Raw genomic sequence first — 22,731 nt, forward strand, 5'->3', positions numbered from 1 at the left:
CTAGATTATTTACAATAACAGGCTCGACAATGAGTTGAGCCGCCCCCTACACAAAGGACTAAAACGATGAAAAAACTAGCCACTTTAATCTCTGCTGCCGTGCTATCTGCTTCTATGTCTACAGCTGCATCAGCACAAGACACGATGGCGATTGTTGTCTCTACGCTTAACAACCCGTTCTTCGTAACGATGAAAGAGGGCGCGGAAGCGAAAGCCAAGGATTTAGGTTACAACCTAATCGTTTTGGACTCGCAAAATGACCCAAGCAAAGAGCTATCAAACATCGAAGATTTAACTGTACGTGGCGTTAAGGCAATTCTTATCAACCCTACAGATTCAGACGCAGTATCTAACGCTATCCGCATGGCAAACCGCTCGAACATCCCAGTACTTACGCTTGACCGTGGCGCTAGCCGTGGTGACGTAGTGAGCCACATTGCATCTGACAACGTAGTCGGTGGCGAAATGGCTGGTCACTACATCATGGAGAAAGTAGGTGAGAAAGCGAAAGTTATCCAACTAGAAGGTATCGCAGGTACGTCAGCAGCACGTGAGCGCGGTGAAGGCTTCATGAACTCAGTAAAAGGTTCTCAAATGGAACTTCTTGCTAGCCAACCAGCAGATTTCGACCGTACTAAAGGCCTGAATGTAATGGAAAACCTTCTAGCAGCGAACCCAGATGTACAAGCGGTATTCGCACAGAACGACGAAATGGCACTCGGTGCACTTCGCGCAGTTCAAGCAGCGGGGAAAGACGTGATGATCGTTGGTTTCGATGGCACTGAAGATGGTATGGCAGCGGTGAAACGCGGCAAACTAGCAGCAACCATCGCACAGCAACCAGACATGATCGGTGCACTAGGTGTGGAAACGGCTGACAAAGTACTGAAAGGCGAGAAAGTAGAAGAGTACATCCCAGTACCTCTAAAAGTAGTCGCTGAGTAATCGGCGAAGCGACGGTAGGAGCCAGCCGTCAGTAGTTCTCCCCCTTAATAAGGGGGAGTTAGAGGGGGTAAAGTGTGCTGTAGTATACCCCAAGTGCATTACTTAATGTGTCGACGGAACTTCAAGAGCACCCCTCCTAACCTCCCCTTATAAAGGGGAGGAACTAACGGATCACAGCGCATCGCCTTACAAAAACCAGATACCTTCGGCTTGCCACTCCAAGGCAACCCCAAGTTATCTATCAAACTGATACTAAAAAATCAGTAATAAACAAAAGAGTTAAAAGGAACAAAGTATGAATAAACTCATTGTGCTGGGTAGTGTGAATGCAGACCACGTTCTGCAAGTTCCTTCTTTCCCTCGACCTGGCGAAACGTTACATGGTGCTAATTACCAAGTCATTCCTGGTGGCAAAGGGGCGAACCAAGCTGTTGCCGCTGCAAGACTGGGTGGTGACACAGGTTTTATCGCATGTGTAGGTGATGATGCATTTGGTATTAATATTCGCGAAGCATTCAAAGCTGATGGTATCAACATCGCGGGTGTTCAATTAGAGCCAGGCACGCCAACGGGTATAGCTATGATTCAAGTAGTAGATAGTGGCGAGAACAGCATCTGTATTTCAGCGGAAGCCAACGCCAAGCTCACGACCGCACGTGTAGAGCCACACAAAGGTCTAATTGAAGGTGCGAACTACTTGCTAACGCAATTAGAAACGCCAATAGAAGGCATCGAATATGCAGCGAAAATTGCTAAGGCGGCAAAAACTAACGTCGTCCTCAATCCAGCGCCGGCTAGAGAGCTTCCTGATTCATTGCTGGGGTGTGTTGATGTCATTACTCCGAATGAAACCGAGGCAGAAGTGCTGACTGGAATAACGGTCAACGATGATGAGTCTGCGCAAGAAGCAGCGAACGCTCTACATCGAAAGGGTATTGAAATCGTCATGATCACTTTGGGCTCGAAAGGTGTATGGCTAAGCCAAAACGGTCGTGGTGAGCGAATCCCGGGCTTCAAAGTAGAAGCAACCGATACCACTGCGGCAGGTGATACCTTTAACGGCGCTTTAGTGACAGGGTTAATTGAAGGAAAGTCTATCGAAGAGGCAATTGTATTTGCTCACGCAGCTGCAGCTATCTCTGTAACGCGATTTGGTGCTCAGACTTCCATTCCAACGCTAGATGAAGTACAACAGTTTTTAGAGCAGCAAGCCTAAGTTGAGAAATTAACGCGCTCAATTATAAGAAGAAGCAGTGGAGACCCTTGCCCAATGGCAACGATGAAGGACATAGCAAGACTTGCGGGTGTTTCAACCTCAACCGTGAGTCATGTCATCAATAAAACACGATTCGTTAGTGAAGAGATTTCTGAGCGCGTTAACAGCGCAGCAAAGGAACTCAACTACGCGCCTTCTGCGTTGGCGCGCAGCTTAAAAATGAATCGTACACGAACAATTGGAATGTTAGTGACTACCTCGACCAACCCGTTTTTTGGTGAAGTAGTAAAAGGGGTCGAACGCAGTTGTTATCATCAAAACTACAACCTTATCCTTTGTAACACTGAAGGTGATACTGAGCGCATGAAAGCTTCCATCGATACCTTGCTTCAAAAGCGTGTCGATGGTCTGATTTTGATGTGCTCTACTTTGGAGGGGGAGAAGCTGGATATTTTCGATCAGTATCCATCCATTCCTGTGGTTGTGATGGACTGGGGACCAATGCATTTTGAAAGCGACAAGATCCAGGACAACTCGTTTCTTGGTGGCTATCTTGCAACGAAGCATCTCATTGAAAGCGGGCACACAGAGATTGGTTGTATCACAGGACCTTTAAATCGGCACCAAGCTTTAATGCGTTATGAAGGGTATAAGAAGGCGTTGAGTGAACGTCATATTGCGATTAATCCAGACTGGATTGTTGAATCGGACTTTGAATGTGATGGTGGCGCAAAATCGCTGGAGACATTAATCAACCGTGGGGCACTGCCTACGTCACTGTTTGTTTGTAATGACATGATGGCTATGGGGGCTATCAATGTTGCCCATGATAAAGGTATACATGTTCCCAACGATCTTTCGATCATTGGCTACGATGACATTCACATTGCCAAGTTCATGTCACCGTCTCTCACTACGATCCATCAACCTAAGTATCGCTTAGGAAAAGCGGCCGTTGAAACCTTACTTGCGAAAATTGAAAAAACCAGTCTTGCTGCAGATGTCGTGCAACTAGAGCCTTCGCTAGTCGTACGTGGCAGTGTCAAAAACCTTAAATAGTGTTTTGTGCGCAGCCTCTATTGAGGCTGAGCAACGCGAAAACCACGAACAATATTACTAAACGTCACCAATGCAAATAGCGTGATCACAATCGATAGGTGCCAAGGCTGACTTAGGCCGAGCTGAACCAACCCCATACTGACTAGCGATGAGACAATCATTTGTCCACCACCCGATAACGCTGCCGCGGCGCCAGCTTGTTTCTTATACGGCAGCATTACCATCGCCTGTGCGCAAGGCAGGGCGATGCCATTTCCCAGAATCATCAGCATTTGCCCTAGCATGATATATAAAGGCTCCATCGGGCAAACGAACAACCAAATAGCCGACGCAATGTGTAGAGCTGGAGTACACAACAGCATCTTCTTAGTACCGATGATAGGGCGAACGCGATTGCAAATAGTCGTGCCGCTGATCATACCGAACGCTGGAATGAGTACCCACAATGCGTATTCGTCTGAGTTCATACCGATTTGGTTTTGCATGATAAACGGCATGACCGATACCGCCGTGATCATCAGACTGAAATTGAGCCAACTGATACTGGCGAAACTGATGAAGTAGCTAGAGCGCAGAAGCTCGCCATACTGGTTCACGACACGTTTGAATGAGGGGATCGGTGACTTTTCAGCGACGGTCTCTTTAAACAGCATGGTGATGACAACCCAGGCAAGAGCGACATAGCTAAATAGTGACACAAACACCATGTTCCAACCAAAGTGAAAGTTAATAAACCCGCCCAAAACGGGTGCTATGACCGGCGTGATGGAAGCGGCCATCGCGATATAAGAGAGGGCAATAGGGAGCTGAGCCCCACTAAACTGATCGCGTGTTGAGGCTCGTGCGAGAACCGCGCAGCAGCCAGTACCAACGCCTTGCAGAAAACGGCCAAAAACCATGCCTTCAAACGAATGGTTCATAGTAATAATCAAGATAAGGCCGAGCAGGGCGATAACTAGACCAGCAAGCAGCACCTTCTTTCTGCCGATAGCATCAGAGATAGGGCCGTAAATGAATTGCGAGGGACCAAAACCCAGTAGATAAATACCGACGAGCAGTTGCGCTTGATCGAGGCTAATACCAAAATCTTTCGCTATCCAAGGCAGCGAAGGTAGCACTAGCCCCATACTGAGCTGACCGATACTGATAATGAGACACGCGAGAAGAATGACTTTGTAGCGAATTCCTTGAGCCATTAATAATCCATACTTAGAGAGGCGAATGCGAAGAACCCAAGATTTTGGCTACCTTTAGCCAATGCCCTTAGGTTGTTTAGGGTAAATCTAAATGAATCAAACTATATCATAAGGTTATTGGGCTTTATTGAGCTATCTTCGTATCATGACAACAAAATCACGCATCATTGCACGGAGTAGGATTGACGATGAGCGAACCAAAATCACCAAAGACGCTTAACTCAATAACCAATATGGATGAGTTTGCAAACACGGCAAGTTACTCGCTACTAGAGGCGCTTAATGCGGATCCTGGGGCAACAGATAGTGGTGAAGATTACTGGCCGCGACAAGTGTTTTCGGGTCACTATGTACCGGTGAAACCAACGCCTATCCGAAATCCTGCTTACATCAGCCACAGTGCAAGCTTATTTGATGAACTAGGGGTTGATCCTGCGTTGGCGCAAGAGAAACACTTTGCAGAAATGTTTTCGGGTGATTTGTCTGGAGTTCCCACTCCAATAAACCCGTTTGGCTGGGCAACAGGCTACGCGCTTTCCATTTATGGTACGGAGTACAACGAGCAGTGCCCTTTCAAAACAGGAAATGGCTATGGCGACGGCCGTGCACTCTCCGTCTTTGAAGGTGTACTGAATGGCAAACGATGGGAAATGCAGCTCAAGGGCGGCGGCACGACGCCATATTGCCGTGGCGCTGACGGCAGAGCCGTATTGCGCTCCAGCGTGCGCGAGTTTCTAGCTCAAGAGTTCATGCACGCGCTTGGTATTCCATCGACGCGCTCGTTATGTTTATTTGCTTCACAATCAGAAACCGTTGACCGCCCTTGGTATCGAGAAGGTTCGCATTCTGAAAACCCCGATATTATGGTTCCCAGCCCTGTTGCCATTACGACCCGAGTTGCCTCTTCCTTTTTGCGTGTTGGTCAAATTGAGTTATTCGCACGCCGAGCGCGCAGTCAAGCCCATTCCACGGCGATGCAAGAGCTTGAGCATATTGTCGAATACGCGATAGAGCGAGAATATAAACAGCAGATAGACCGAAGTTTACCCCTACCAGAAAAAGTAATCACGCTCGCCACCGAGTTTAGAGAGCGCTTGACCACATTAGTGACACACTGGATGCGCGTTGGTTTCTGCCAAGGAAATTTTAATAGTGACAACTGCGCCGTTGGCGGCTTCACCCTCGATTTTGGGCCGTTCGGTTTTTGCGAACGCTTTGAGCCATACTTCCAGCCTTGGACTGGCGGCGGCCGTCACTTCTCGTTTTTTAATCAGCCTTTGGCCGCAGAGAAAAACTTCGAGTCCTTTTGCTCTGCATTGATGCCCCTTATCGTAAAGGACGAAGCGGCGTTAGAAAAACTTGGTCTAATTCAGGATGAATTTTCGACAGTGATGCAAGCCAAACTCAAACATATGTGGTCGAGAAAGCTCGGCTATGAAGAGTTTGATAGCGACTTGCTACAAAACCTGTTCAAACTCATGATGATGACGCACGTTGACTACACGATTTTCTTCCGCGAACTGTCTCAACTACCTGACAATGCCTCTGCGCTTGCTGCAAGCTTTTACACCGAACCTGATGAAGACACGATGATCGAGTGGCAAGCCTGGCTAAATGAATGGCGTGAAAAGCTTCCATCTGCAAACACAGAGAAAGAAATTATGTCAAAAATGAAACAGGTTAACCCCAAGTACACGTGGCGTGAATGGTTAGTGGTACCGGCTTATAAGCAAGCGGAGCGGGGAGAATATTCTCTCATTCATGAGTTGCAGCAGGTGTTTGCTGATCCTTATGGCGAGCAAGGGGCAGAGTTGGAAGGTAAGTATTATCAGCTTCGCCCGTTGAAGCTTTTCGATGTAGGTGGGGTGACACATTATAGTTGTTCGTCGTAACTTCGAGTATTGGTTAAACGGTGTGTAATTGTGCTTATAAGCACAACTGCACACCGTGGTTAAGCTACTCCAAAGCACATACCAGTTGCTCTGATTTAATCCTTGTTCATCAAGTATTCTGCAACCGCCTGATAGGCAGGTAGTGAGGTAGGGTCGATTTTACTGTTTTTGGCACTTGGGAATGAGGAATAACGAACGATCACCATCTCAGCGGTTGGATCTATATAAATTGTCTGACCATGAACACCACGTGCAGCTATCGCGCCATTAGCGTTGTGAAAAATCCACCACATACTCTTATAACTACCACCAGGCAGAGTTGTGTATCCAGCTTTCGCAAAATCCTCTTTATCACCACCGGCCATGATGTTTTCAATCACTTCACTTGGGAAAAGGGATTGCCCCTCAAACTTGCCTTTATTGAGCACCAGTGACCCAATGCGGCCAAGATCACGAAGACTTGCGCTTAGACCACCCCCAGCGAATGGCATGCCTTTGGCGTCGACGGTCATATAACCATCTTGCTCCATTCCAATTTTCTGCCAGATTCGCTCAGACAATAGTTCAGCAACGTTTTTTCCGGTCGCTCTTGCGATAATCCAGCCCAGTGCATCTGTATTGATTGTCTTGTAGCCAAAAGCTTCACCATGAGCGCCGCTTTTGCCCACGGTTTGTAAGTACTCAAGATAACCATTTGGACCATCGTAGCCCTGCGGTTTTGGAAGCGGACTCGCTGCCTTAGAGTAGATCCAGATATCAGCATTTGGGTCGGCGTAGTCTTCGCTGTAATCAAGTCCTGTAGTCATATCCATTACCTGACGTACGGTGGCACTTCCAAAAGCGCTATCCTTGAGCTCTGGGACAATTGAAGTAACTTTTGCGTTTTCATCAAGAGTACCTTCAGCAAGCAGAATTTCAGCTAAAAGCCCTGTCAGAGATTTGGTCATCGACATAGCAGCATGCTGACCTAGTTCATCTAGGCAGCCTAGGTAACGTTCGTAAACGATCTGGCCTTTATGAAGAATAAGAATGCCATCGGTATAGTTTGCTGATAGCGATTCTTGCCATGTCATTTCTCGTTCGTTGTTGAGAGGCTGGAATGTAATGGCGTCGATATTGTCATCTTTGGCATACGTAAAGGGAGTGGGTGCGCCAATCCCACGGGTGACCTGCTTGGTAGGCATCAATTCGCGAATATGACACACAGTCCAACGCATTTTGGGGAAACTGAAAAAGTCGGATTCTGGCTGCATAATCAGCTTATCTTTTGGTGGCGGAAAGCCAACCATCCACTTCATCTTAACCGGATCTGAAGCTTCGGCATTTAAAGTGGCAGAAGGGATGCTATTAGCATAGCTGAGACTGCTTATCGCCAAAGTTAATAATGTAATCGCGATTCTCATTTTGGTCTCTCTTCAATTTTCGTTATGGCAAAGACACGAATTTAGGAATGTAACTTGCTAGGAAGTCTGATTTATACACGCCTAATCATTGTTTGAATAGTCCTTAAAGATAATAGCATTTCATACCAATTAGGTTATGCATTAAGTGAGTCTGAAAAGCGTTGTTTATTATTGATAGTTTAAGCTTATGTGAGTGGTGCAACACATTGTGCGGTTTGATCTATGTATATTTAGCCCCCGGGTAGGAATGGACTTACTCAAAAAAAATAATAGCGATATAGGTGTTTATTCAAATGAATATGAGAAAGCTGGTGCTTTGTGGTCTCGTCTCTGGGTTAGTTGGCTGCGGTGGAGGTAGTGATAGTGGGGGCAATGAAGGTGGTGCAAGTGTTACAAACCTCAGTGGGAAGGTTATTGATGGGTATGTCATTGGTGCGACTGTGTATCTGGATGTCAATTTCAACAATCAATTAGATAACAATGAACCGCGCGTTGTCACACAGGAACAAGGTGATTTTAATTTAGAAGTACCGCCTGTTTATCGCGAGTGCTCAAAATATGTTCCAATCGTGGTAGACGTACCCCAAGGTGCTATCGATACGGATTTCCCAGATACGCCAATTGAAGAAGCTTACACTATGGTGATCGCTCCGAAATATGCCCAGAGTACAGATTCAGATTTGTATAACCTAACACCTCTGACTTCTGTTGTCTGGAATGAAGTGGAGAAAGAGCTATATGAAAATGTCTCAACTGAGCTTTCTTGTGAATCAATACTACAGGAACAGGAGTTGCGAGAGGATATTGCCCAGCGTTTGGCAGAGCAAGAAGTTCGTATTGCTCGCCGTTACAATATTACCGTCGAGGAGTTGTATGGAGACTATATAGATTCAGGGAATAATGAAGTACATCAAATCGCGCAAGACATTGTCCCGGGTCTACAGAAATCTTATTCCGATACTCGCCAGTTGCATAGTCAATATCCACAAGCCAACTTAGCTTGGGTAGAGTACTTTTTAGGAAAGTGGGACAGTTCAAATAACAGCTATGACAACGCTTGGTATCGATATCAGTTTGTGCAAATGTCGAATGGTAATTTTGAATCACAAACCAATGAGATGTCGAATGACTTAACAACTGTTATTGGTCTTTATGATAAAAGCTCCATGATGACTACCGTTCGAGATGGGGTGAACATTGAACAGGTGGTTTCGATGGGTAAAGGCACAAACCAGTACGATTGTTCTGTTAGCGAATGGTTGGAAACCACGGTGCAACTGTCTTCTGGAGTTCGAAACACCGTTTATGGAAATGTAGGGGATTGGAGTGATTGCAGCAACACTGTTCTAGCTAATAGCTATACAACACAAGCATTAGTGACCAAAGATTATCTAGGACAAGACCTTATCAGCTACTCAGAGCATACGTATGAGCCTGGAAATGACAGCGGTTTTTCACATCTTGTGGGAGTGACTGACACAGTAGTTGCATCGGATCTTACTCCAGTTCGCAGTGCCGTTAACACGGATTTCTACAGCGAAGAAAGCCACGGCGCAGATTTCTGGAATAGAACCAAGAATGAGTTTGGTGATGATCCTAGTCAAATAATGACAAGCCATACCAGCGATGGGAAGTGGAAACGTATCATCAACTATAAGAATGGTACGCACAAAACGGAATGTGGTGCTTCTGAAGCTGATTTATCCGAAGCGAACTGTCTGAATTGATTCATTCATATTAAAGAGGTTTTTAATAAAACATTCTTACATAAAAATAGAGCCCAGCATTGAATCCAATGCTGGGCGTCATTTCTGCCTACTTACCACCAATACTCAACCGAGCAAACCTCACATCCGGCGCAAAGAAAGTTCGGCTGTCATTAATCAGTTGGCTATCACCAACTGCATCCACTTCTTGCAACATTTTGTAGAAGTTACCCGCAACCGTAATACCTCGTACCGGTTGGACTCTTACTCCGTCACGACACAAGAAACCGCTAGCGCCAAACGAGAAGTCACCGCTGACTGGGTCGGCACCAGAATGGACGCCTTGCAGTTCAACAAGCTCCAGATAATCGCCTGCTTTGACTTCACTAGCATTGCTTAAGCCAGAGGCGATCACTTTATGGTTGGCGGAAACGTCTAGGCTGGATTTCGCGCCACGTGCTGCACTGGCAGTGGATACTGCGTCTAGATAGCTTGCAGTATGGCTATTATGCAATAGCGTATTGAGCTTTCCGCCTGAGATTAGTACGTTGTCTTGAGTCGCAAAGCCTTCGCTGTCGAAGCTAGCGATTGCCATGCCGTTTGGCATATACGCCATATCTGTCAGAGTAATCAGCTCACTCGCAATTGACTCGCCTATCTTGTTGCCAAGTGGCGTAATGCCTTTCATGGCACTAACACCAGAGAATGCACTGCCAAAGGCTCCGAATAGGCTGCTTAATGCGTTGATATCGAAAATAGCCGAATACTCACCAGTAGCAACCGGAGCACCGTCGAGTAAGTCACGCGCAAGGTTGTAGCCTTGCTCGATACAGTAGCTAGGATTCAGCTCATCAAAGCGGCGCCCCACCGAGACTTTGCCCGCCATAGATTGCTTGCCTTCTTTCTCAAATAGCGTGTAAGCGTAACAGCTAAATGAGCGCTCAAAATGCTGGCAGAGTGTGCCTTGTGTGTTGGCGAGAATAAACTGAGTCTCTCCATCGGCATAACCGTTGTAAGGTGCGCTTGATGCGTGGGGTAGGGAAATAACCCCTTGCTCTAGCGCGAGTGAGAGCTCAATCTTCTCATCGACGGAAGCGGTATCTTGCTGAGCAATTTCTGCAAAATCTGTGGTGATTTTGCTATCGATACAGCTAATCGTTTGATGTTCGTCTTGCTTAGAAAAACGTGCGCTTTGAAGGGCGTTTGTCAGCATGAGGTCGAGACTAGCGGTCTCTAATGACTCCGAGTAGCTGGTGGCAATGCGTGCATCTTTGACTACGCGAACCCCAAGAACCTGGCTTGAGCTCACTTTGTACTCATCCAGTTGTCCTTGGTTCGCTTTCAGCGAAAAGCTGTTGCTACGATTGACAATGACATCAGCTTCAGCACCTTGGCGCTTGGCTTCAGAAAGGACGTAATCGACGGCATCAAGAAGTTGTTTGTCTTGGCTCATTAGTTACCACCTCCCACAAGAATGTTATCTACTTTTAACGAAGGCTGACCTACCGTTGTCGTGACAGCACCACTTACGGAACCACACATACCAGGGGCAAGTGCCATGTCTTTGCCAACCATGCTGATTTCCTTAAGCACCTTTGGCCCAGTACTAATTAGGGTTGCAGTTTTTAGAGGTTTGGTGATTTTTCCGTTTTCAATCAAGTAAGCTTCTCGAACGGCAAAGTTGAATTCACCTGTACCTGGCTGTACTGAGCCGCCGCCCATTTTCTTAGCATAAATTCCACGTTCAACACCGGCTAACATATCATCGAGAGAATGTTCACCTGTCTCAATGAAGGTATTACGCATACGTGACGTGGGCGCAAACTTGTAGTTTTGGCGACGACCAGAGCCCGTTGGTTTAAAGCCTGTCTTCATTCCGCCCATTTTGTCGACCATAAAGCTGGTCAGCTTGCCGTCTTTAATGAGTTGCGTTCGTTGAGTTGCCATGCCTTCGTCGTCAACATGGATAGAGCCCCATTCATTGGTCATAGTGCCATCATCAACGGCACTCACTGCTGTATGAGCAATCATCTCGCCCATTTTGTCATGGAACACAGAAGCCTTTTTAGCCACTGATGTGGTTTCAAGCAGATGACCACACGCCTCGTGGAAGATGACACCGCCAAAGCCATTACCAATGACTACCGGCATTTCGCCGGAAGGGCATGCATCTGCGCCGAGCTTGATCAATGCTTGCTGGGCAATAGTTTGACCAAGTTCCTGAGCATCAAGCTGTTCGCTAAACTCCCAGCCTTGCAGCGCACCAGGGCCTTCTGAACCAGAAGATTGCTCATTGCCTTTTTGGGCAACGGTGTTACCAGACACACGAATGTAGTGGCGCGTATCATCAACATGTAGGCCTTCAGAATTGAAGATGGAAACCTGCTGCTCGCGCTGTAAAACATTACCAATAAACTGAGTAATGTATTCGCTTTCGGCGCGTGCAGCTGCATCAGCTTTAAGTAAGAATGCGATCTTTGAATCTAGATTGGCGTCTTTGCTAAGTGGTAAACGACAACCATGCTGGATAGGGTAGCGATTAAGATTAAGCGCACCTGCTGTAGCTATTTGCTCACGTTTGTCTTTTGCAGCGAGCAATGATGTAACTCGCTTCAGTTCATTTTCATCCGTGCTATTCGTGTAGCCGTAGAGTACTTTGTGGCCGAAAAATAGGCGGATCCCGATACCAAAATCGATGCCTGAGTTTACTTTGTCCACTTCGCCTGACGCGATTTGGATCGAATTTGTCTGATGGTGCTCGACGAATAGTTCAGCAAAATCTGCCCCTAAGAATAGGGCGTGGTCAATCACTGCTTTCGCCGTTACAGAATTAAGCATGAAATCTCCTTGCTCGTGGAACGTCCGAGAGAGCCTCAATGAAAGTTGAGGCATATCAGAATGTTAACATTTATCAAACAAATGGTCTTGTGGAAAATAATGGCTTTATGTAAGGCTTTTCTTCATTCAATACGAGTAACTCATAGTACGAGCATAGTTATAAGTTTAGAATGGTTTAATGATGAGGAAGAAGGACATACCGTCGATTTTTCTGGTAAATAGTCGAAAAAACTAATCTGATATGTATGCGTGTTCGTAAGTTATTGAAAGCATCGACACGGAGCCCAGTATGTTCTCATTTTTAAAGCGCGATCCTGCTAGAAAACTTAAAAAACGCCATTCCATGTTGCTAGAACAAGCGATGCATGCCCAGAGAAATGGCGATATCAAACTGTACTCAAAATTAACCGCTGAAGCCGAAGAGCTCTTTGAGCAAATCAAAAAGCTTGCGGCTTCGAATAGCTAGGTTTGAGGAGGGGGGAGCTTTATCCTAAATGCCTTTTTGGTATTGTTGGTTGCTCGTGTGTTGGATAAGGTTACCAACGATACTGAGGTCGCCATCTAGAAGTAGTGCTTTGAACGCGTTAATGACTTCAAGTTTGTTACCGTCTACTTTTGTTTCTGTCTGAATATCTCTTAGGTCGATAAACACATCGGTAATAAGGTCGCGATGGTCAGTCAGTACCTCTAGGTTCAAAATATTGTGCTCGCTATAGAGACTGTTGTGCGAGCCTTTTTGCTTTTGAACCACATAAGGGTTGTCTTTAAGGTTGATAATCGACGTACGCTTGCTGCAGCGTCTCAGGCAGCCTTTGTTGACTTTGATTTTCTTGCAGCCTTCCGTTTGTTGGAACAGACACTGGCGACTAGTCAGTAACGTATTCGGATGATACACACTATAGAACGTACGCATGCCACTTGGTCTTCTAACGTAGCGAAGCTGTTTGTTACTCAGTTCATTAGATAGGAATGTACCAGAGGCAGAGTACTCCTCTTGAAGACACTTCAATGTGTACGAGTTGGTGCTATTCATGTGTGGCCCTGCTACCCAATCTAACCCTAGCGTTTGAGCGTGGAAACCGACACCTGAGTTATTGGTAATAAGTAGTGATGGCTTAATAGTTTCTAAGAAGGCTTTAGCCGCTTCAAAATCATCGCCGATGAGAATCGCTGGGAACCAAGGTTTTAGGTTAGGGTTAGATTCAAACAGCGAAATTATAGCGGGCAGTTCTGCACTTAGCCCCATTGGTAGTTGAAAATAGACCTCAACACCGCTTTCCAAACTGAGAACGGCATCTTCAGGGCTTGAAACTAATACTGATAGTGGTTTTTGGCGGTTTAGCTCTGAGTTTTGCGCTAATTTTTCTAACTCTGGCGCTTCAATCGCGCCTTTCAAGCTCGCTGATGGGCGGTCAGCGTTAATATCCATGGCAGCAATTTGTGCGTCAACATGTTGGATGATATCGGTTTTTTTGTCGTAAAGACGCTGCTTAACCGCTTGTACTTGCTCGGTACTGGTGCATTGATACACCTTAGAGAAATGCGTAACCGCGTTGTCTCTTGGGTTGTCGATATACATGCTTTTGCCGTATTCACCTTGTAGAAAACCGTTAGAGAAATCGCGGTTAAATACGGTGTAAAGCTCGCTAGTGTCTTCTGAAAGCGTTTCACCTTCGCACAAGCGATCTATTTGCTTGCGCCAGTTGTCGACAACGGTATAAACGTAATGCGGTTTTTTGATGCGACCTTCAACTTTGAGTGAATAGACACCCGCGTCGGCAAGCGCTTGAAGATCGCCAAATGCTGAGTTGTCTTTCAGGTTGAGTGGGTAGTCGTAGCCTTGCTTGGTGGTTTGGTATTGCTCACGGCATGGCTGACTGCAACGACCACGGTTACCAGAAGCGCCATTACGCGCCGAGCTGATATAGCAAAGCCCAGAAAAACCGATGCAGTATGAACCATGAACGAACACTTCCATTAACACGTCATGTTGATGCCCAAAATGAGCGAGATGCGCAATCTCATCAATGTTAAGCTCACGAGAAAGGTTAACGCGGCTGGCCGTCATCTGTTTGAGAAACTCGATTTGACCCGTGTTGTGAGTGTTGAGCTGCGTTGAAGCATGAACGTCTAAGCTTGGGAAGTGACGTTTAACCAAATACGCTAAACCAAGATCTTGAACGATAACGCCATCAATATCGGTGTTGACCAACTGCGCCAATAAGCGCATTACAGCGGCAATTTCACTTTCTAAGATCAGTACATTAAGCGTCAGAAACACTTGGCACTGATTAGCATGAGCAAGCTCAAGAACGCCCGCAAGGTTGTCGAGTGTTAAGTTCGCTGCACGGTTTCGAGCGTTAAAACGATCCAATCCGCAGTACACCGCATCTGCACCCGCTGCGATCGCTGCTTTGATTGACTCAACATCACCACCCGGTGCCAACAATTCAAACTGATCTCTTGTCACAACCATACCCTTACAAAAAATGAGGGCGTAGTCTACAGCAATTTGCCCCAGATTTCGTCTCAAATTCATATCTATCGATATTTATGTAATTAGTTGACTATGTGATCTTGATTCAAAATTATCAGTCTTTCCTCGACTAGCTTTAATACTAATCGTCAGGGTAAAGGCGTTTGCAGCGGTACTCATTTCAACTCAGAGAGCAAAACTCAATCCAGGCTCTGGCTCATTATTCATAATGGGAGGTCACAATGATCGTTATTTTTGTACATGGATGGAGTGTTACCGACACGAATACTTATGGGCTTTTACCGGAAGCGATTGCCAAACAGGCCGCAGATTATGGTTTAACGGTTGATATTAAGCATGTATGGCTAGGACGGTATATCAGCTTTGATGACGCGGTAGACATGGGAGATATCACACGAGCATTTGATAGTGCGCTGCGTGACACCATACCACAAGGCGACGGGATTGAGGCTTTTTCATGTATCACTCACTCAACGGGTGGCCCAGTCGTGCGTGAATGGCTAGACCGTTATTATGGGAGTGAGGAGCTCGCTCAAAGCCCTCTAAACCATCTTGTTATGTTGGCACCGGCCAATCATGGCTCACCATTGGCTGCACTTGGAAAGCAGCGAGTCGGGCGAATTAAGGCCTGGTTCAATGATATTGAACCAGGGCAACAAGTGCTTGACTGGTTATCACTGGGGAGTCAGCCACAAATAGATCTGGCTAAGGCCTATCTAACCTATCAACCAGCGAGTAATGGCTTTTATCCGTTTGTATTGACTGGGGAGAGTATTGATAAGGCTTTCTATGACTTTATCAACAGTTATCTTACTGAGCCTGGTTCGGATGGCGTGGTTCGAGTATCTGGTGCCAATATGAATTACTCCATCGCAAAGTTTGTTGAGACGGAAGAAAGAGCTGAGGTGAAACATGCCGAAGATGACTTGCCAGTGAGTTTGCTTTCTCTTGAGGGAGCAGTGCAGCGACCTCAGGCAGTACCACTAGGCGTGGTGCCAAAAGCCAGTCACTCGGGTAAGAGCAAAGGTATCATGCGAAGCGTGCTGAGTCCCACTTCAAGCAAACCGCAAGTGAGTGAGATCCTTCAGTGCCTCAAGGTTAATAGTGCGCAAGACTATCAAGCGAGGGTGCAATCACTTGAGACACTCACCGCGACAACACAACAGCGAACCAAACGTTTTATCAACTTAGTGTTCGTGCTCACAGATGATCAAGGGCACGCGGTTACAGACTATGACGTGATTTTTCTGGCAGGTCCCGACCGCGATCCAAAGGGTTTCAAAAAGGGCTTCTTTTTAGACAAACAGAAGAACGCCGCTAACCCGAACCATATTGTTTTCTATGTAAATTATGATGTGATCGCCAAAACAAACCTGACAGGATTTCGTGTAATTGCGCGTCCTAGCGAGGGGTTCAGTTTTTATCACGCCGTGGAGTATCGGGTGGAGAGCTCGGTGGTCGACTCCTTCTTACATCCCAATGAAACCTTGTACATTGAAGTTGAATTGCGCCGAAGAGTAGACCAAGGCGTGTTTTTGTTTGATGAAGCTAGCGATCCAAAGCTTAGAAAAGAGGGAGTAATATTTAAGTCGGAAACACGCTATGACTTTACTCATCAAAAGCCGACGGGCAAAGAAGTAAAATAGGTGGGAGCTATGTTCAAACGAGTATATAGGGATCAACCTGTGAAATGGCTGATCATGAGCGCCCTAATGGTACTGGTTCAGGGGTGTGCAACACAGCCCGCGACGACAGTTGCCAACGCGTCCTCCTGTGAAGGCTCTGTGTTGTTGCCAAGTCCGCTAGCGGGAAAGTTTAAATCAGTAGATGACCCGAAGTTGCTAGATAAAGCGATGGGCGAGCCTCTGGCTGGAGGGCTGTGTCAAGGTGCGGTCTATCAAAGCACGGAAGAGGTAACTATCTATCGCGCTTGGAATAGTACTAATCCTGGGAGTCAATTTGGAAGCTGGTGGGCATTGACGAAACCCGCGGGGAAAACGGCAGACTATCGGAAGGACTATGAGATTTGCTATCAATGGTCTCCGCTCGACAAACTGGTGCAATGTACACTAAAGGTTGGTTCGACGGTCGTAGTAGGGAATGGGCAGAGTGCCAAATGCTCAGACTATCTTGAGTATCCAGTGTCAGAGGCGCAGCAGGTATTTATTGAATCGGCTTCGGATGCCATGTTTGATTGCAGTGGCTTCGATAGCATGATGAGTTGGCAACCGGAATCGCAGGGTTTGGCTAATCAATGAATCAACGATTACTATAGAGAGCCCGCCTCACGAATGAATGATTTGGTGAGGCGGATTTTTTTGCTTAAGACGTCTCTTTCATAGCCGAAACGACGGATGGGTCGTTTAGCAGGTTAAACAGCAAGCTTTTCGCTGAAGATCGCTGAGAGTCAGAGAGTTTCTTGTTCGGGTTTTCACGCGTTTGAGTCAGGATATTTTTGACAAATCGACTGTTGGTACCTGATAGTTCGTACACAAAGCGCAAGGTATTCATCAGTTCGTCTTGAGGTAGGCTGTACACGGCCATCTCACAGCTAAGACCATCCATAGCGAGTAGGTTATTCACGACCTCGCGTCGCTCAGCATTAAACTTTTCTTTGGCGATGTGGCCGTCGATCAATGCCTGTACTCGGTCTGCAATCGCGACCGGTACTTCCATGGTTTTTGTTTCGTAAGTCATCGCTGAATCTACTCCTTCGACTGGGATGTTTTACTCGGCACTAACCTGCTTCTTATCGTTACAAGGGCGGCCGTCAATGCTGTTCATAATGACAGAAAAACATTTTGATTAGTAGGGTAACTCTGGTCTGACGATTTACTTGGTAGTTTCTTGTTCGATTTTGCACTAGCAAGGGCGTACTTTGCGTACCACAATCTAAATACCCCTCCACATGAGAGTCTAATTATGCAGCGAAGACAATTTCTAGCGCTGTGCTCAGCATTTGTTGCTTGGCCGGTGTTAGCGAACTCTCGGATACAGAAAACGCCATCACAGGCGGAAGGTCCATTCTATCCGGTTACTTCGATTCCATTGCGTGAAAGCTTAGTCCTCGATGAATCGAGCCTGATCGGTGAGCCCATGACTCTTACAACGCGTGTAGTCGATGATACTGGTAAACCAATGTCCGGAATACGTGTGGAAATATGGCAGTGTGATGGGCAAGGCGTGTATGAACACCCTCGGCAACCAGAAGTAGAGCGCTTTGATCCAAGTTTTGCGGGTTTTGCCGCACTTGAAACGGATTCAAATGGTCTATGCCAATTCCAAACCTTGTATCCAGTTCCGTACACGGGAAGACCGCCACACATTCACGTAAAACTATGGCACGGTAAGCATGAAATGTTAACTACCCAGCTCTATCTAAAAGGTGAAACGGGCAATGAGTGGTGGGGAGGCAGCGAGCGTGATTGGCTACAAATGGACGTTGCTAAAGATGCAAAGGGAAATCAAATGACTCAGTTTCAATTCGTGGTATAGCGAGTGACTGTTTAGTGGATTTGACAGCATGCAATGAAAAAGGCAAGACGGGAATGTCTTGCCTTGATACCCGCTTATGCGTTGCTTTGAATCGGTTGATAGCGCCCTGGTTTGTGGTTCATCGCCAAAATCAGGTTAGTGGCAATGGCACCCAAGATGGAGAGTCCAATCAGGTAAATGTCGACCACGAACAGTGACAGCACGACGATTGAGCAATCAAGCGCCATCTGAACTTTACCCGCTCGAATGCCAAACCGTTCCTGCAAGAACAGAGCGAGTATATTGAACCCACCTAAACTCATCTTGTGCCTAAAAATGATCAGCATCCCCATACCAATCATGCCGCCACCTATCAAAGCCGCATAAATCGGCTCAATGTGTGAGATTTGAATGACATGGTGTAAATGATCCACCGCAAAGGAGACAATGCTCACGGCAATAAAGGTGTTGATAGTGAAACGCCAGCCCATTCGAGTGACCGATAGAATATAAAATGGCAGGTTAATTGCGAAGAAAACCTGACCAAAACTAAGGGCAGTGATTTTGGTGATAAACAGGGCTAAACCTGCAGTACCGCCTGTCAGAAGGCCAACTTGGTTGAAGAAGATAACGCCAAGAGACACTAAAGCGCTACCAAGCGTGAGGGCGAGCAAATTCTCGCGCAGGCTATGATCTTTATCCATAAAGAAAATTCCAATTTCAAAAACGCCAAAAATAGCGTGTTACAAGAAGTGATTTGCGGCGATGTTAGCTTTCTATGGATACTTATGTCGATAACGAGGCGGATTTTTGATTTTTATTGAGTGTTTCGTCAGATTTACACATGGGTCGCAACGAGTACAAATGATGCTAGAGCTGAGCCCGTTATTTGGATACGCTTGGGCGACTATTGGAGCGGAGAAGAAACGTGTATATCGGTAAAGTGTCGACGTTGACTGGCGCGTCAGAGCGAGCAATCAGACTTTATGAAGAAATGGGTTTATTGAAGGTAGACAGGCAAGGAAAGTATCGAGCCTACACTCAACAAGATGTGGAATTCATTCAACTAATTAAACAGGCACAAGCGCTCGGTGTGCAACTTTCGGAACTGGTTGAGTTAAAAGATGGCAACCATGACTTAGACTGGCGACAGGTGGGAAAGTGGATGGAGCGTAAAATTGCGTTGATTGATGAAGAGATCCAAGCATTAGAGAATCAAAAAGGTCAGATTAAGCAATACAAAAAAAACATTGATGATTGCTATGCCGCCCTTGACTCTGACTCTGGGGTAAGGGTTTAAGCTAGTCCCATTAGTTAATTAGACAATGAGACTCGCCATGAACAAGATCCTTATTATTAACGCCAATCCAAAAGCCAATAGCTTGTGCAAAGCGATAAGCGAGCGTTATCAAGAAAACATCTCTGAAAGTAAGCAGGCAAAGGTTTTGCATATTGGGGACATGGATTTTCAGTTATCTCTCGATATGGGCTACGAAGAAACAATGGCGCTTGAGCCATCGCTCAAAGAGTTCCAGCAATCGGTAGAATGGGCAGACCATATTGTCATTGTTTCGCCCGTTTGGTGGGGCACGATGCCAGCAAAACTTAAAGCACTGTTTGATAGGGCATTTCTACCGGGTTTCGCATTTCGTTATGTCAAAGGCAAAGCCATTCCAGAGAAGCTACTAAAGGGGCGGACGGCAGAACTGATTTTTACCTTAGATACCCCCGTGTTTTGGTATAAGTGGATACAAGGCAACCCAATCTATTTAAACCTAAAACGCACCATTCTTGACTTTGCTGGCATTAAAAATGTGTCAGCCAACTATTTTGGCCCGGTGATCAACTCAACGGATCAGCAGCGCCAGAAGTGGCTGCAAAAAGTCGAGGCCTTAGCGGCGTCGAGGTAGTGGAATCTATCCAGCGTCTACATGAAGAGGAGAAGGTGCATCTAGCTCCTTCTCGCTTCCATACTTCGGAGAATGTAATCTGTCATCCAAGCAGTTGCGAGTAGACACATCCACACGACAACAACTTGATGAGGCACTTCGACTCTCGACCAAACAACGAGGGTCGCAAAACCGACCGCTGGCACTGTCCAGTAGATCAGCTTGTTCCAGCGAAAGCCTTTTAGGTGCGATAGGCTGTCCAGCGACGCGATAATGCCAGTGATGGAAAGAGCCACGACAATGGTTTGCGCTTGACCTGCAAACCACAACGGAAAAATGAGAGCCAGCACCCACCAGTTTTGTTTATGCGATATGCTTCTGCGTGTCGCAGCCCACCAAATAACAAAGATTGAGATCATTTGAACTAGGGTAATTAGTGGTGACCCCTCCAATGTGCCAAGCACTTGACTCACCATGATTCCCGCCTGTAAGGCACTAACAATGCTGGCGGTAATGATTCTGACGTTGCGATTGCTGCGTTTTGAGAATGCCACAAAAAGCAGCGGGAACAGCGTCCATTGAGTCACAGAAAGCGAGATAGACTGATGGGGCAGAGTGAGACCGTAGCACAGCATACCAGCGAGGAGCACAAGTCCACTTGCGCCTTTGCGTGGTAGTATCCACAGCGCGGGAATGGCTAATGCTAAAACGGAGATATCGCCGTCACTCACGCCAATCGCTTTGGCACAGGAAATGGCCAGTAACGTTGTGATGACAAAATGCAGACTAGAAAACATCATATCCTCTCAAGCTTAACAAGAACCCAACCGAAGAGTTGGGTTCTCAATATTCATGGTTAAATCGAGAGCGCAGAGTAGAGTACACCAAACGTACCAAGAGTGAAGATAAGCAATACGACCTTACTCGACATTTCACCGTTGTTCTCTGTCGCTTTACCAAACAGGCCAAACACCAACGGGTGCACCAAGAATGGTGTGGCGAAGATAAAGGTGATCATGCTTGCCGCATTATCACCAAACATTCCACCTTGCGTTGCTGCGAACAAGCCGAAGTGAGACAGACCAGAAGCCGCTGCCATCGATGCGTGCTCAATAGGCATGCCTGCAAAGTGCAGAATCGTAAAGCTGCCGAATACCGCCACAATTTGCCAGCCGAACGAGAACTGCATCAGTCCCTTAACTTCGATTGCGTGGTCACCATTGGCCTTGCGCAGATTTTTGGTCGCAAGGTACACACACGCTAATCCGGCTAATACAAGAGGTAGTGTCCAACCAACAAGTAATGCGCCACGCTCAGCACTTGCGGCAAGAATCGTAAATACAAAAATATGACCAAGGAATGGGATATTGATCATGATAGGTGCACGCGCTGCCGCAGTGTAGCCAAAGTCACCTGCAGTACACGCGCCAGTGAGTCCTGAGTGTGATAGACCACCTGCCATGCCTGGTGCGAGGTTACGAACATGGTTCGCTTTAGCTAGGAAGATAAGGATAGTCAGACCACCGAACATCCAGAACATTTGTCCCGCGAAGCCATATACGATCACGCTTTGTAGACCAGGAATGCTGAACGCTTCCAACATGTGCGAACCACCAACCAAGAAAGTACCAGTTAGTAGCACTGGTATGCCTGCGAACAATAGTGAGTTCAATGTCGGGCCTGCTTTCCATTTAGGTAGCAGCATGCCTAAACCTGAGGAAATGATCATGGCAAAGAAGATTTGTGGCAAGCCAATTACACTGGCGACAAGGTGAGAAAGTCTAAGTGACAGCATCATAATGATAACAATGGTAAGGATCTCTACAGCACCTTTGGCCAAATAAGTGCGCATTTTAGCGACTTCTTTTTTGCTATCGATGAAGATGATCGCTGCACCAATACACAGGTACGCCATGGCTAAATAAGAATCACCCATAGGGTTGGCGCCACTTCGACCTGTTAGTAATGCCGAGATCATCTCAATGCCCATCAGCAAAACGAACGCTCGAATGATGTACACGAACTGAGTGCTAGTAGTGCCAAAAAACACTTCATTCTTTGCAGGAACGGCTAACACATCTACATGGCCTGTTTGCTTGGACAGCAATCGACGGATCTCTTGCCCACCAACAAAGAATGTCGCGATGAGTGCAATAACCGTAGTTTGGCTCAATAGGACGATAGCGGGGAACTCTTGAAGCCCTGGTTGTGCAAGCCCCGTTGTTACAAACAATGTACCCATAAGTAGACCAAGTACAACAATGACGAGAACAGCCGAGTACTTAGTATTAGCGACGATGGTTCTTGAAAGCAGAACCATGATGACCACAGCCACCATTGAAAACAATAAATGATTAAACGAAATCAGATACGAAAAGTGTTCCATTAATTACACCAGAGAGGTCAGTGAAAGCTGCTACGTAGCGAGCCTTAAATTTATGGCGAGGATCCTATAAGAATTTATTTGGACGCTGTACTTCAAAAATGTAACCGCTGAAACATTTCATCATACAAATGATTTCTCATGGATTGATTCGCCTGGCTAATTATTTGGCTTCTGGGTTGAAAATCTTTATAAAACAGAGGGTAATGTGATTTACTTATTTTTGTTGTTTT

Annotated in this window: 20 protein-coding genes; 11 read left to right on the plus strand and 9 right to left on the minus strand. The window is 46.3% G+C overall.

All coding sequences use genetic code 11. The annotated features are described in order from the left end of the window. The first annotated feature begins 66 nt into the window (after positions 1 to 66). The 3 genes from rbsB (at position 67) to L4C42_RS05575 (ending at position 3,220) form a co-directional block, all read left to right on the plus strand. On the plus strand, positions 67 to 945 hold the full coding sequence (gene rbsB / locus L4C42_RS05565; protein ID WP_042497516.1) for a ribose ABC transporter substrate-binding protein RbsB: 879 nt from the start codon (positions 67 to 69) through the stop codon (positions 943 to 945). 295 nt (positions 946 to 1,240) lie between these two features. Then, positions 1,241 to 2,161 carry a ribokinase gene (gene rbsK / locus L4C42_RS05570; RefSeq protein WP_429759735.1) on the plus strand — a complete coding sequence of 307 codons (921 nt, stop codon included), beginning with the start codon at positions 1,241 to 1,243 and terminating at the stop codon, positions 2,159 to 2,161. Positions 2,162 to 2,215: 54 nt separating this feature from the next. Further along, positions 2,216 to 3,220, plus strand: coding sequence for a substrate-binding domain-containing protein (locus L4C42_RS05575; RefSeq protein WP_353499139.1), 1,005 nt, complete (start codon positions 2,216 to 2,218; stop codon positions 3,218 to 3,220). Positions 3,221 to 3,237: 17 nt separating this feature from the next. On the opposite strand, the gene L4C42_RS05580 is transcribed toward L4C42_RS05575, so the two are convergent. Beyond that, positions 3,238 to 4,416, minus strand: coding sequence for a multidrug effflux MFS transporter (locus tag L4C42_RS05580; RefSeq protein ID WP_429759737.1), 1,179 nt, complete (start codon positions 4,414 to 4,416; stop codon positions 3,238 to 3,240). 188 nt (positions 4,417 to 4,604) lie between these two features. On the opposite strand from L4C42_RS05580, the gene L4C42_RS05585 reads away from it, so the two are divergent. Next, on the plus strand, positions 4,605 to 6,308 hold the full coding sequence (locus tag L4C42_RS05585; protein ID WP_353499141.1) for a protein adenylyltransferase SelO: 1,704 nt from the start codon (positions 4,605 to 4,607) through the stop codon (positions 6,306 to 6,308). 95 nt (positions 6,309 to 6,403) lie between these two features. Here L4C42_RS05585 and L4C42_RS05590 read toward each other — a convergent pair whose 3' ends face one another. Then, entirely contained in the window at positions 6,404 to 7,711 is a 1,308-nt protein-coding gene (locus tag L4C42_RS05590; RefSeq protein ID WP_353499142.1) for a serine hydrolase domain-containing protein, read from the minus strand. Positions 7,712 to 8,004: 293 nt separating this feature from the next. Here L4C42_RS05590 and L4C42_RS05595 point away from each other — a divergent pair, with 293 nt between their 5' ends. Beyond that, the gene (locus L4C42_RS05595; RefSeq protein WP_353499143.1) at positions 8,005 to 9,438 is read left to right on the plus strand and encodes a hypothetical protein; all 1,434 of its coding nucleotides are present in this window, start codon (positions 8,005 to 8,007) and stop codon (positions 9,436 to 9,438) included. An 88-nt stretch (positions 9,439 to 9,526) separates the two neighbouring features. Here the strand turns inward: L4C42_RS05595 and L4C42_RS05600 are convergent, their stop codons facing one another. Together L4C42_RS05600 and L4C42_RS05605 are read right to left on the minus strand one after the other, a co-directional pair. Next, positions 9,527 to 10,870 (minus strand): TldD/PmbA family protein, encoded by a 1,344-nt coding sequence (locus tag L4C42_RS05600; protein ID WP_429759740.1) that lies wholly within the window; start codon positions 10,868 to 10,870, stop codon positions 9,527 to 9,529. Continuing rightward, complete coding sequence (locus tag L4C42_RS05605; protein ID WP_353499145.1) at positions 10,870 to 12,255, minus strand: TldD/PmbA family protein; 1,386 nt, start codon at positions 12,253 to 12,255, stop codon at positions 10,870 to 10,872. The genes L4C42_RS05600 and L4C42_RS05605 overlap by 1 nt, the downstream gene beginning before the upstream one ends. A gap of 289 nt (positions 12,256 to 12,544) precedes the next feature. Between L4C42_RS05605 and L4C42_RS05610 the strand changes: the two genes are divergently transcribed. Then, positions 12,545 to 12,721, plus strand: coding sequence for a DUF6435 family protein (locus L4C42_RS05610; protein WP_353499146.1), 177 nt, complete (start codon positions 12,545 to 12,547; stop codon positions 12,719 to 12,721). A gap of 24 nt (positions 12,722 to 12,745) precedes the next feature. On the opposite strand, the gene L4C42_RS05615 is transcribed toward L4C42_RS05610, so the two are convergent. Next, positions 12,746 to 14,725, minus strand: a complete 1,980-nt coding sequence (locus L4C42_RS05615) for a peptidase U32 family protein (protein WP_353499147.1) — start codon at positions 14,723 to 14,725, stop codon at positions 12,746 to 12,748. Positions 14,726 to 14,973: 248 nt separating this feature from the next. Here L4C42_RS05615 and L4C42_RS05620 point away from each other — a divergent pair, with 248 nt between their 5' ends. After that, positions 14,974 to 16,398, plus strand: a complete 1,425-nt coding sequence (locus L4C42_RS05620) for an esterase/lipase family protein (protein ID WP_353499148.1) — start codon at positions 14,974 to 14,976, stop codon at positions 16,396 to 16,398. A 9-nt stretch (positions 16,399 to 16,407) separates the two neighbouring features. Further along, positions 16,408 to 17,010, plus strand: coding sequence for a hypothetical protein (locus L4C42_RS05625; RefSeq protein ID WP_353499149.1), 603 nt, complete (start codon positions 16,408 to 16,410; stop codon positions 17,008 to 17,010). A gap of 64 nt (positions 17,011 to 17,074) precedes the next feature. On the opposite strand, the gene L4C42_RS05630 is transcribed toward L4C42_RS05625, so the two are convergent. After that, complete coding sequence (locus L4C42_RS05630) at positions 17,075 to 17,449, minus strand: hypothetical protein (RefSeq protein ID WP_112480284.1); 375 nt, start codon at positions 17,447 to 17,449, stop codon at positions 17,075 to 17,077. A gap of 225 nt (positions 17,450 to 17,674) precedes the next feature. On the opposite strand from L4C42_RS05630, the gene L4C42_RS05635 reads away from it, so the two are divergent. After that, positions 17,675 to 18,247 (plus strand): dioxygenase family protein, encoded by a 573-nt coding sequence (locus L4C42_RS05635; RefSeq protein WP_353499150.1) that lies wholly within the window; start codon positions 17,675 to 17,677, stop codon positions 18,245 to 18,247. A gap of 74 nt (positions 18,248 to 18,321) precedes the next feature. Here L4C42_RS05635 and L4C42_RS05640 read toward each other — a convergent pair whose 3' ends face one another. Then, positions 18,322 to 18,930 carry a DUF6198 family protein gene (locus L4C42_RS05640; RefSeq protein ID WP_353499151.1) on the minus strand — a complete coding sequence of 203 codons (609 nt, stop codon included), beginning with the start codon at positions 18,928 to 18,930 and terminating at the stop codon, positions 18,322 to 18,324. A gap of 224 nt (positions 18,931 to 19,154) precedes the next feature. On the opposite strand from L4C42_RS05640, the gene L4C42_RS05645 reads away from it, so the two are divergent. After that, positions 19,155 to 19,526 carry a MerR family transcriptional regulator gene (locus tag L4C42_RS05645; RefSeq protein ID WP_353499152.1) on the plus strand — a complete coding sequence of 124 codons (372 nt, stop codon included), beginning with the start codon at positions 19,155 to 19,157 and terminating at the stop codon, positions 19,524 to 19,526. Positions 19,527 to 19,563: 37 nt separating this feature from the next. Beyond that, the gene (locus L4C42_RS05650) at positions 19,564 to 20,136 is read left to right on the plus strand and encodes an NAD(P)H-dependent oxidoreductase (protein WP_353499153.1); all 573 of its coding nucleotides are present in this window, start codon (positions 19,564 to 19,566) and stop codon (positions 20,134 to 20,136) included. A gap of 41 nt (positions 20,137 to 20,177) precedes the next feature. On the opposite strand, the gene L4C42_RS05655 is transcribed toward L4C42_RS05650, so the two are convergent. Together L4C42_RS05655 and L4C42_RS05660 are read right to left on the minus strand one after the other, a co-directional pair. Further along, complete coding sequence (locus L4C42_RS05655; RefSeq protein WP_353499154.1) at positions 20,178 to 20,915, minus strand: VP0952 family biofilm-associated protein; 738 nt, start codon at positions 20,913 to 20,915, stop codon at positions 20,178 to 20,180. A 56-nt stretch (positions 20,916 to 20,971) separates the two neighbouring features. Further along, positions 20,972 to 22,501, minus strand: a complete 1,530-nt coding sequence (locus L4C42_RS05660; RefSeq protein ID WP_353499155.1) for a hypothetical protein — start codon at positions 22,499 to 22,501, stop codon at positions 20,972 to 20,974. Positions 22,502 to 22,731 lie beyond the last annotated feature (230 nt).

This window comes from Vibrio wakamikoensis, assembly GCF_050337275.1.
In the GTDB taxonomy this organism is placed as follows: Bacteria; Pseudomonadota; Gammaproteobacteria; order Enterobacterales; family Vibrionaceae; genus Vibrio; species Vibrio chaetopteri.

Bases quoted from the DNA above. Each gene is read 5' to 3' on its own strand.
- L4C42_RS05600 (WP_429759740.1), bottom strand. From the start codon at position 10,870: ATGAGCCAAGACAAACAACTTCTTGATGCCGTCGATTACGTCCTTTCT.
- L4C42_RS05625 (WP_353499149.1), top strand. From the start codon at position 16,408: ATGTTCAAACGAGTATATAGGGATCAACCTGTGAAATGGCTGATCATG.
- L4C42_RS05620 (WP_353499148.1), top strand. From the start codon at position 14,974: ATGATCGTTATTTTTGTACATGGATGGAGTGTTACCGACACGAATACT.
- rbsB (WP_042497516.1), top strand. From the start codon at position 67: ATGAAAAAACTAGCCACTTTAATCTCTGCTGCCGTGCTATCTGCTTCT.
- L4C42_RS05630 (WP_112480284.1), bottom strand. From the start codon at position 17,449: ATGACTTACGAAACAAAAACCATGGAAGTACCGGTCGCGATTGCAGAC.
- L4C42_RS05575 (WP_353499139.1), top strand. From the start codon at position 2,216: ATGGCAACGATGAAGGACATAGCAAGACTTGCGGGTGTTTCAACCTCA.
- L4C42_RS05585 (WP_353499141.1), top strand. From the start codon at position 4,605: ATGAGCGAACCAAAATCACCAAAGACGCTTAACTCAATAACCAATATG.
- L4C42_RS05610 (WP_353499146.1), top strand. From the start codon at position 12,545: ATGTTCTCATTTTTAAAGCGCGATCCTGCTAGAAAACTTAAAAAACGC.
- L4C42_RS05660 (WP_353499155.1), bottom strand. From the start codon at position 22,501: ATGGAACACTTTTCGTATCTGATTTCGTTTAATCATTTATTGTTTTCA.
- L4C42_RS05635 (WP_353499150.1), top strand. From the start codon at position 17,675: ATGCAGCGAAGACAATTTCTAGCGCTGTGCTCAGCATTTGTTGCTTGG.
- L4C42_RS05655 (WP_353499154.1), bottom strand. From the start codon at position 20,915: ATGATGTTTTCTAGTCTGCATTTTGTCATCACAACGTTACTGGCCATT.
- L4C42_RS05595 (WP_353499143.1), top strand. From the start codon at position 8,005: ATGAATATGAGAAAGCTGGTGCTTTGTGGTCTCGTCTCTGGGTTAGTT.
- L4C42_RS05640 (WP_353499151.1), bottom strand. From the start codon at position 18,930: ATGGATAAAGATCATAGCCTGCGCGAGAATTTGCTCGCCCTCACGCTT.
- L4C42_RS05605 (WP_353499145.1), bottom strand. From the start codon at position 12,255: ATGCTTAATTCTGTAACGGCGAAAGCAGTGATTGACCACGCCCTATTC.
- L4C42_RS05590 (WP_353499142.1), bottom strand. From the start codon at position 7,711: ATGAGAATCGCGATTACATTATTAACTTTGGCGATAAGCAGTCTCAGC.
- rbsK (WP_429759735.1), top strand. From the start codon at position 1,241: ATGAATAAACTCATTGTGCTGGGTAGTGTGAATGCAGACCACGTTCTG.
- L4C42_RS05650 (WP_353499153.1), top strand. From the start codon at position 19,564: ATGAACAAGATCCTTATTATTAACGCCAATCCAAAAGCCAATAGCTTG.
- L4C42_RS05580 (WP_429759737.1), bottom strand. From the start codon at position 4,416: ATGGCTCAAGGAATTCGCTACAAAGTCATTCTTCTCGCGTGTCTCATT.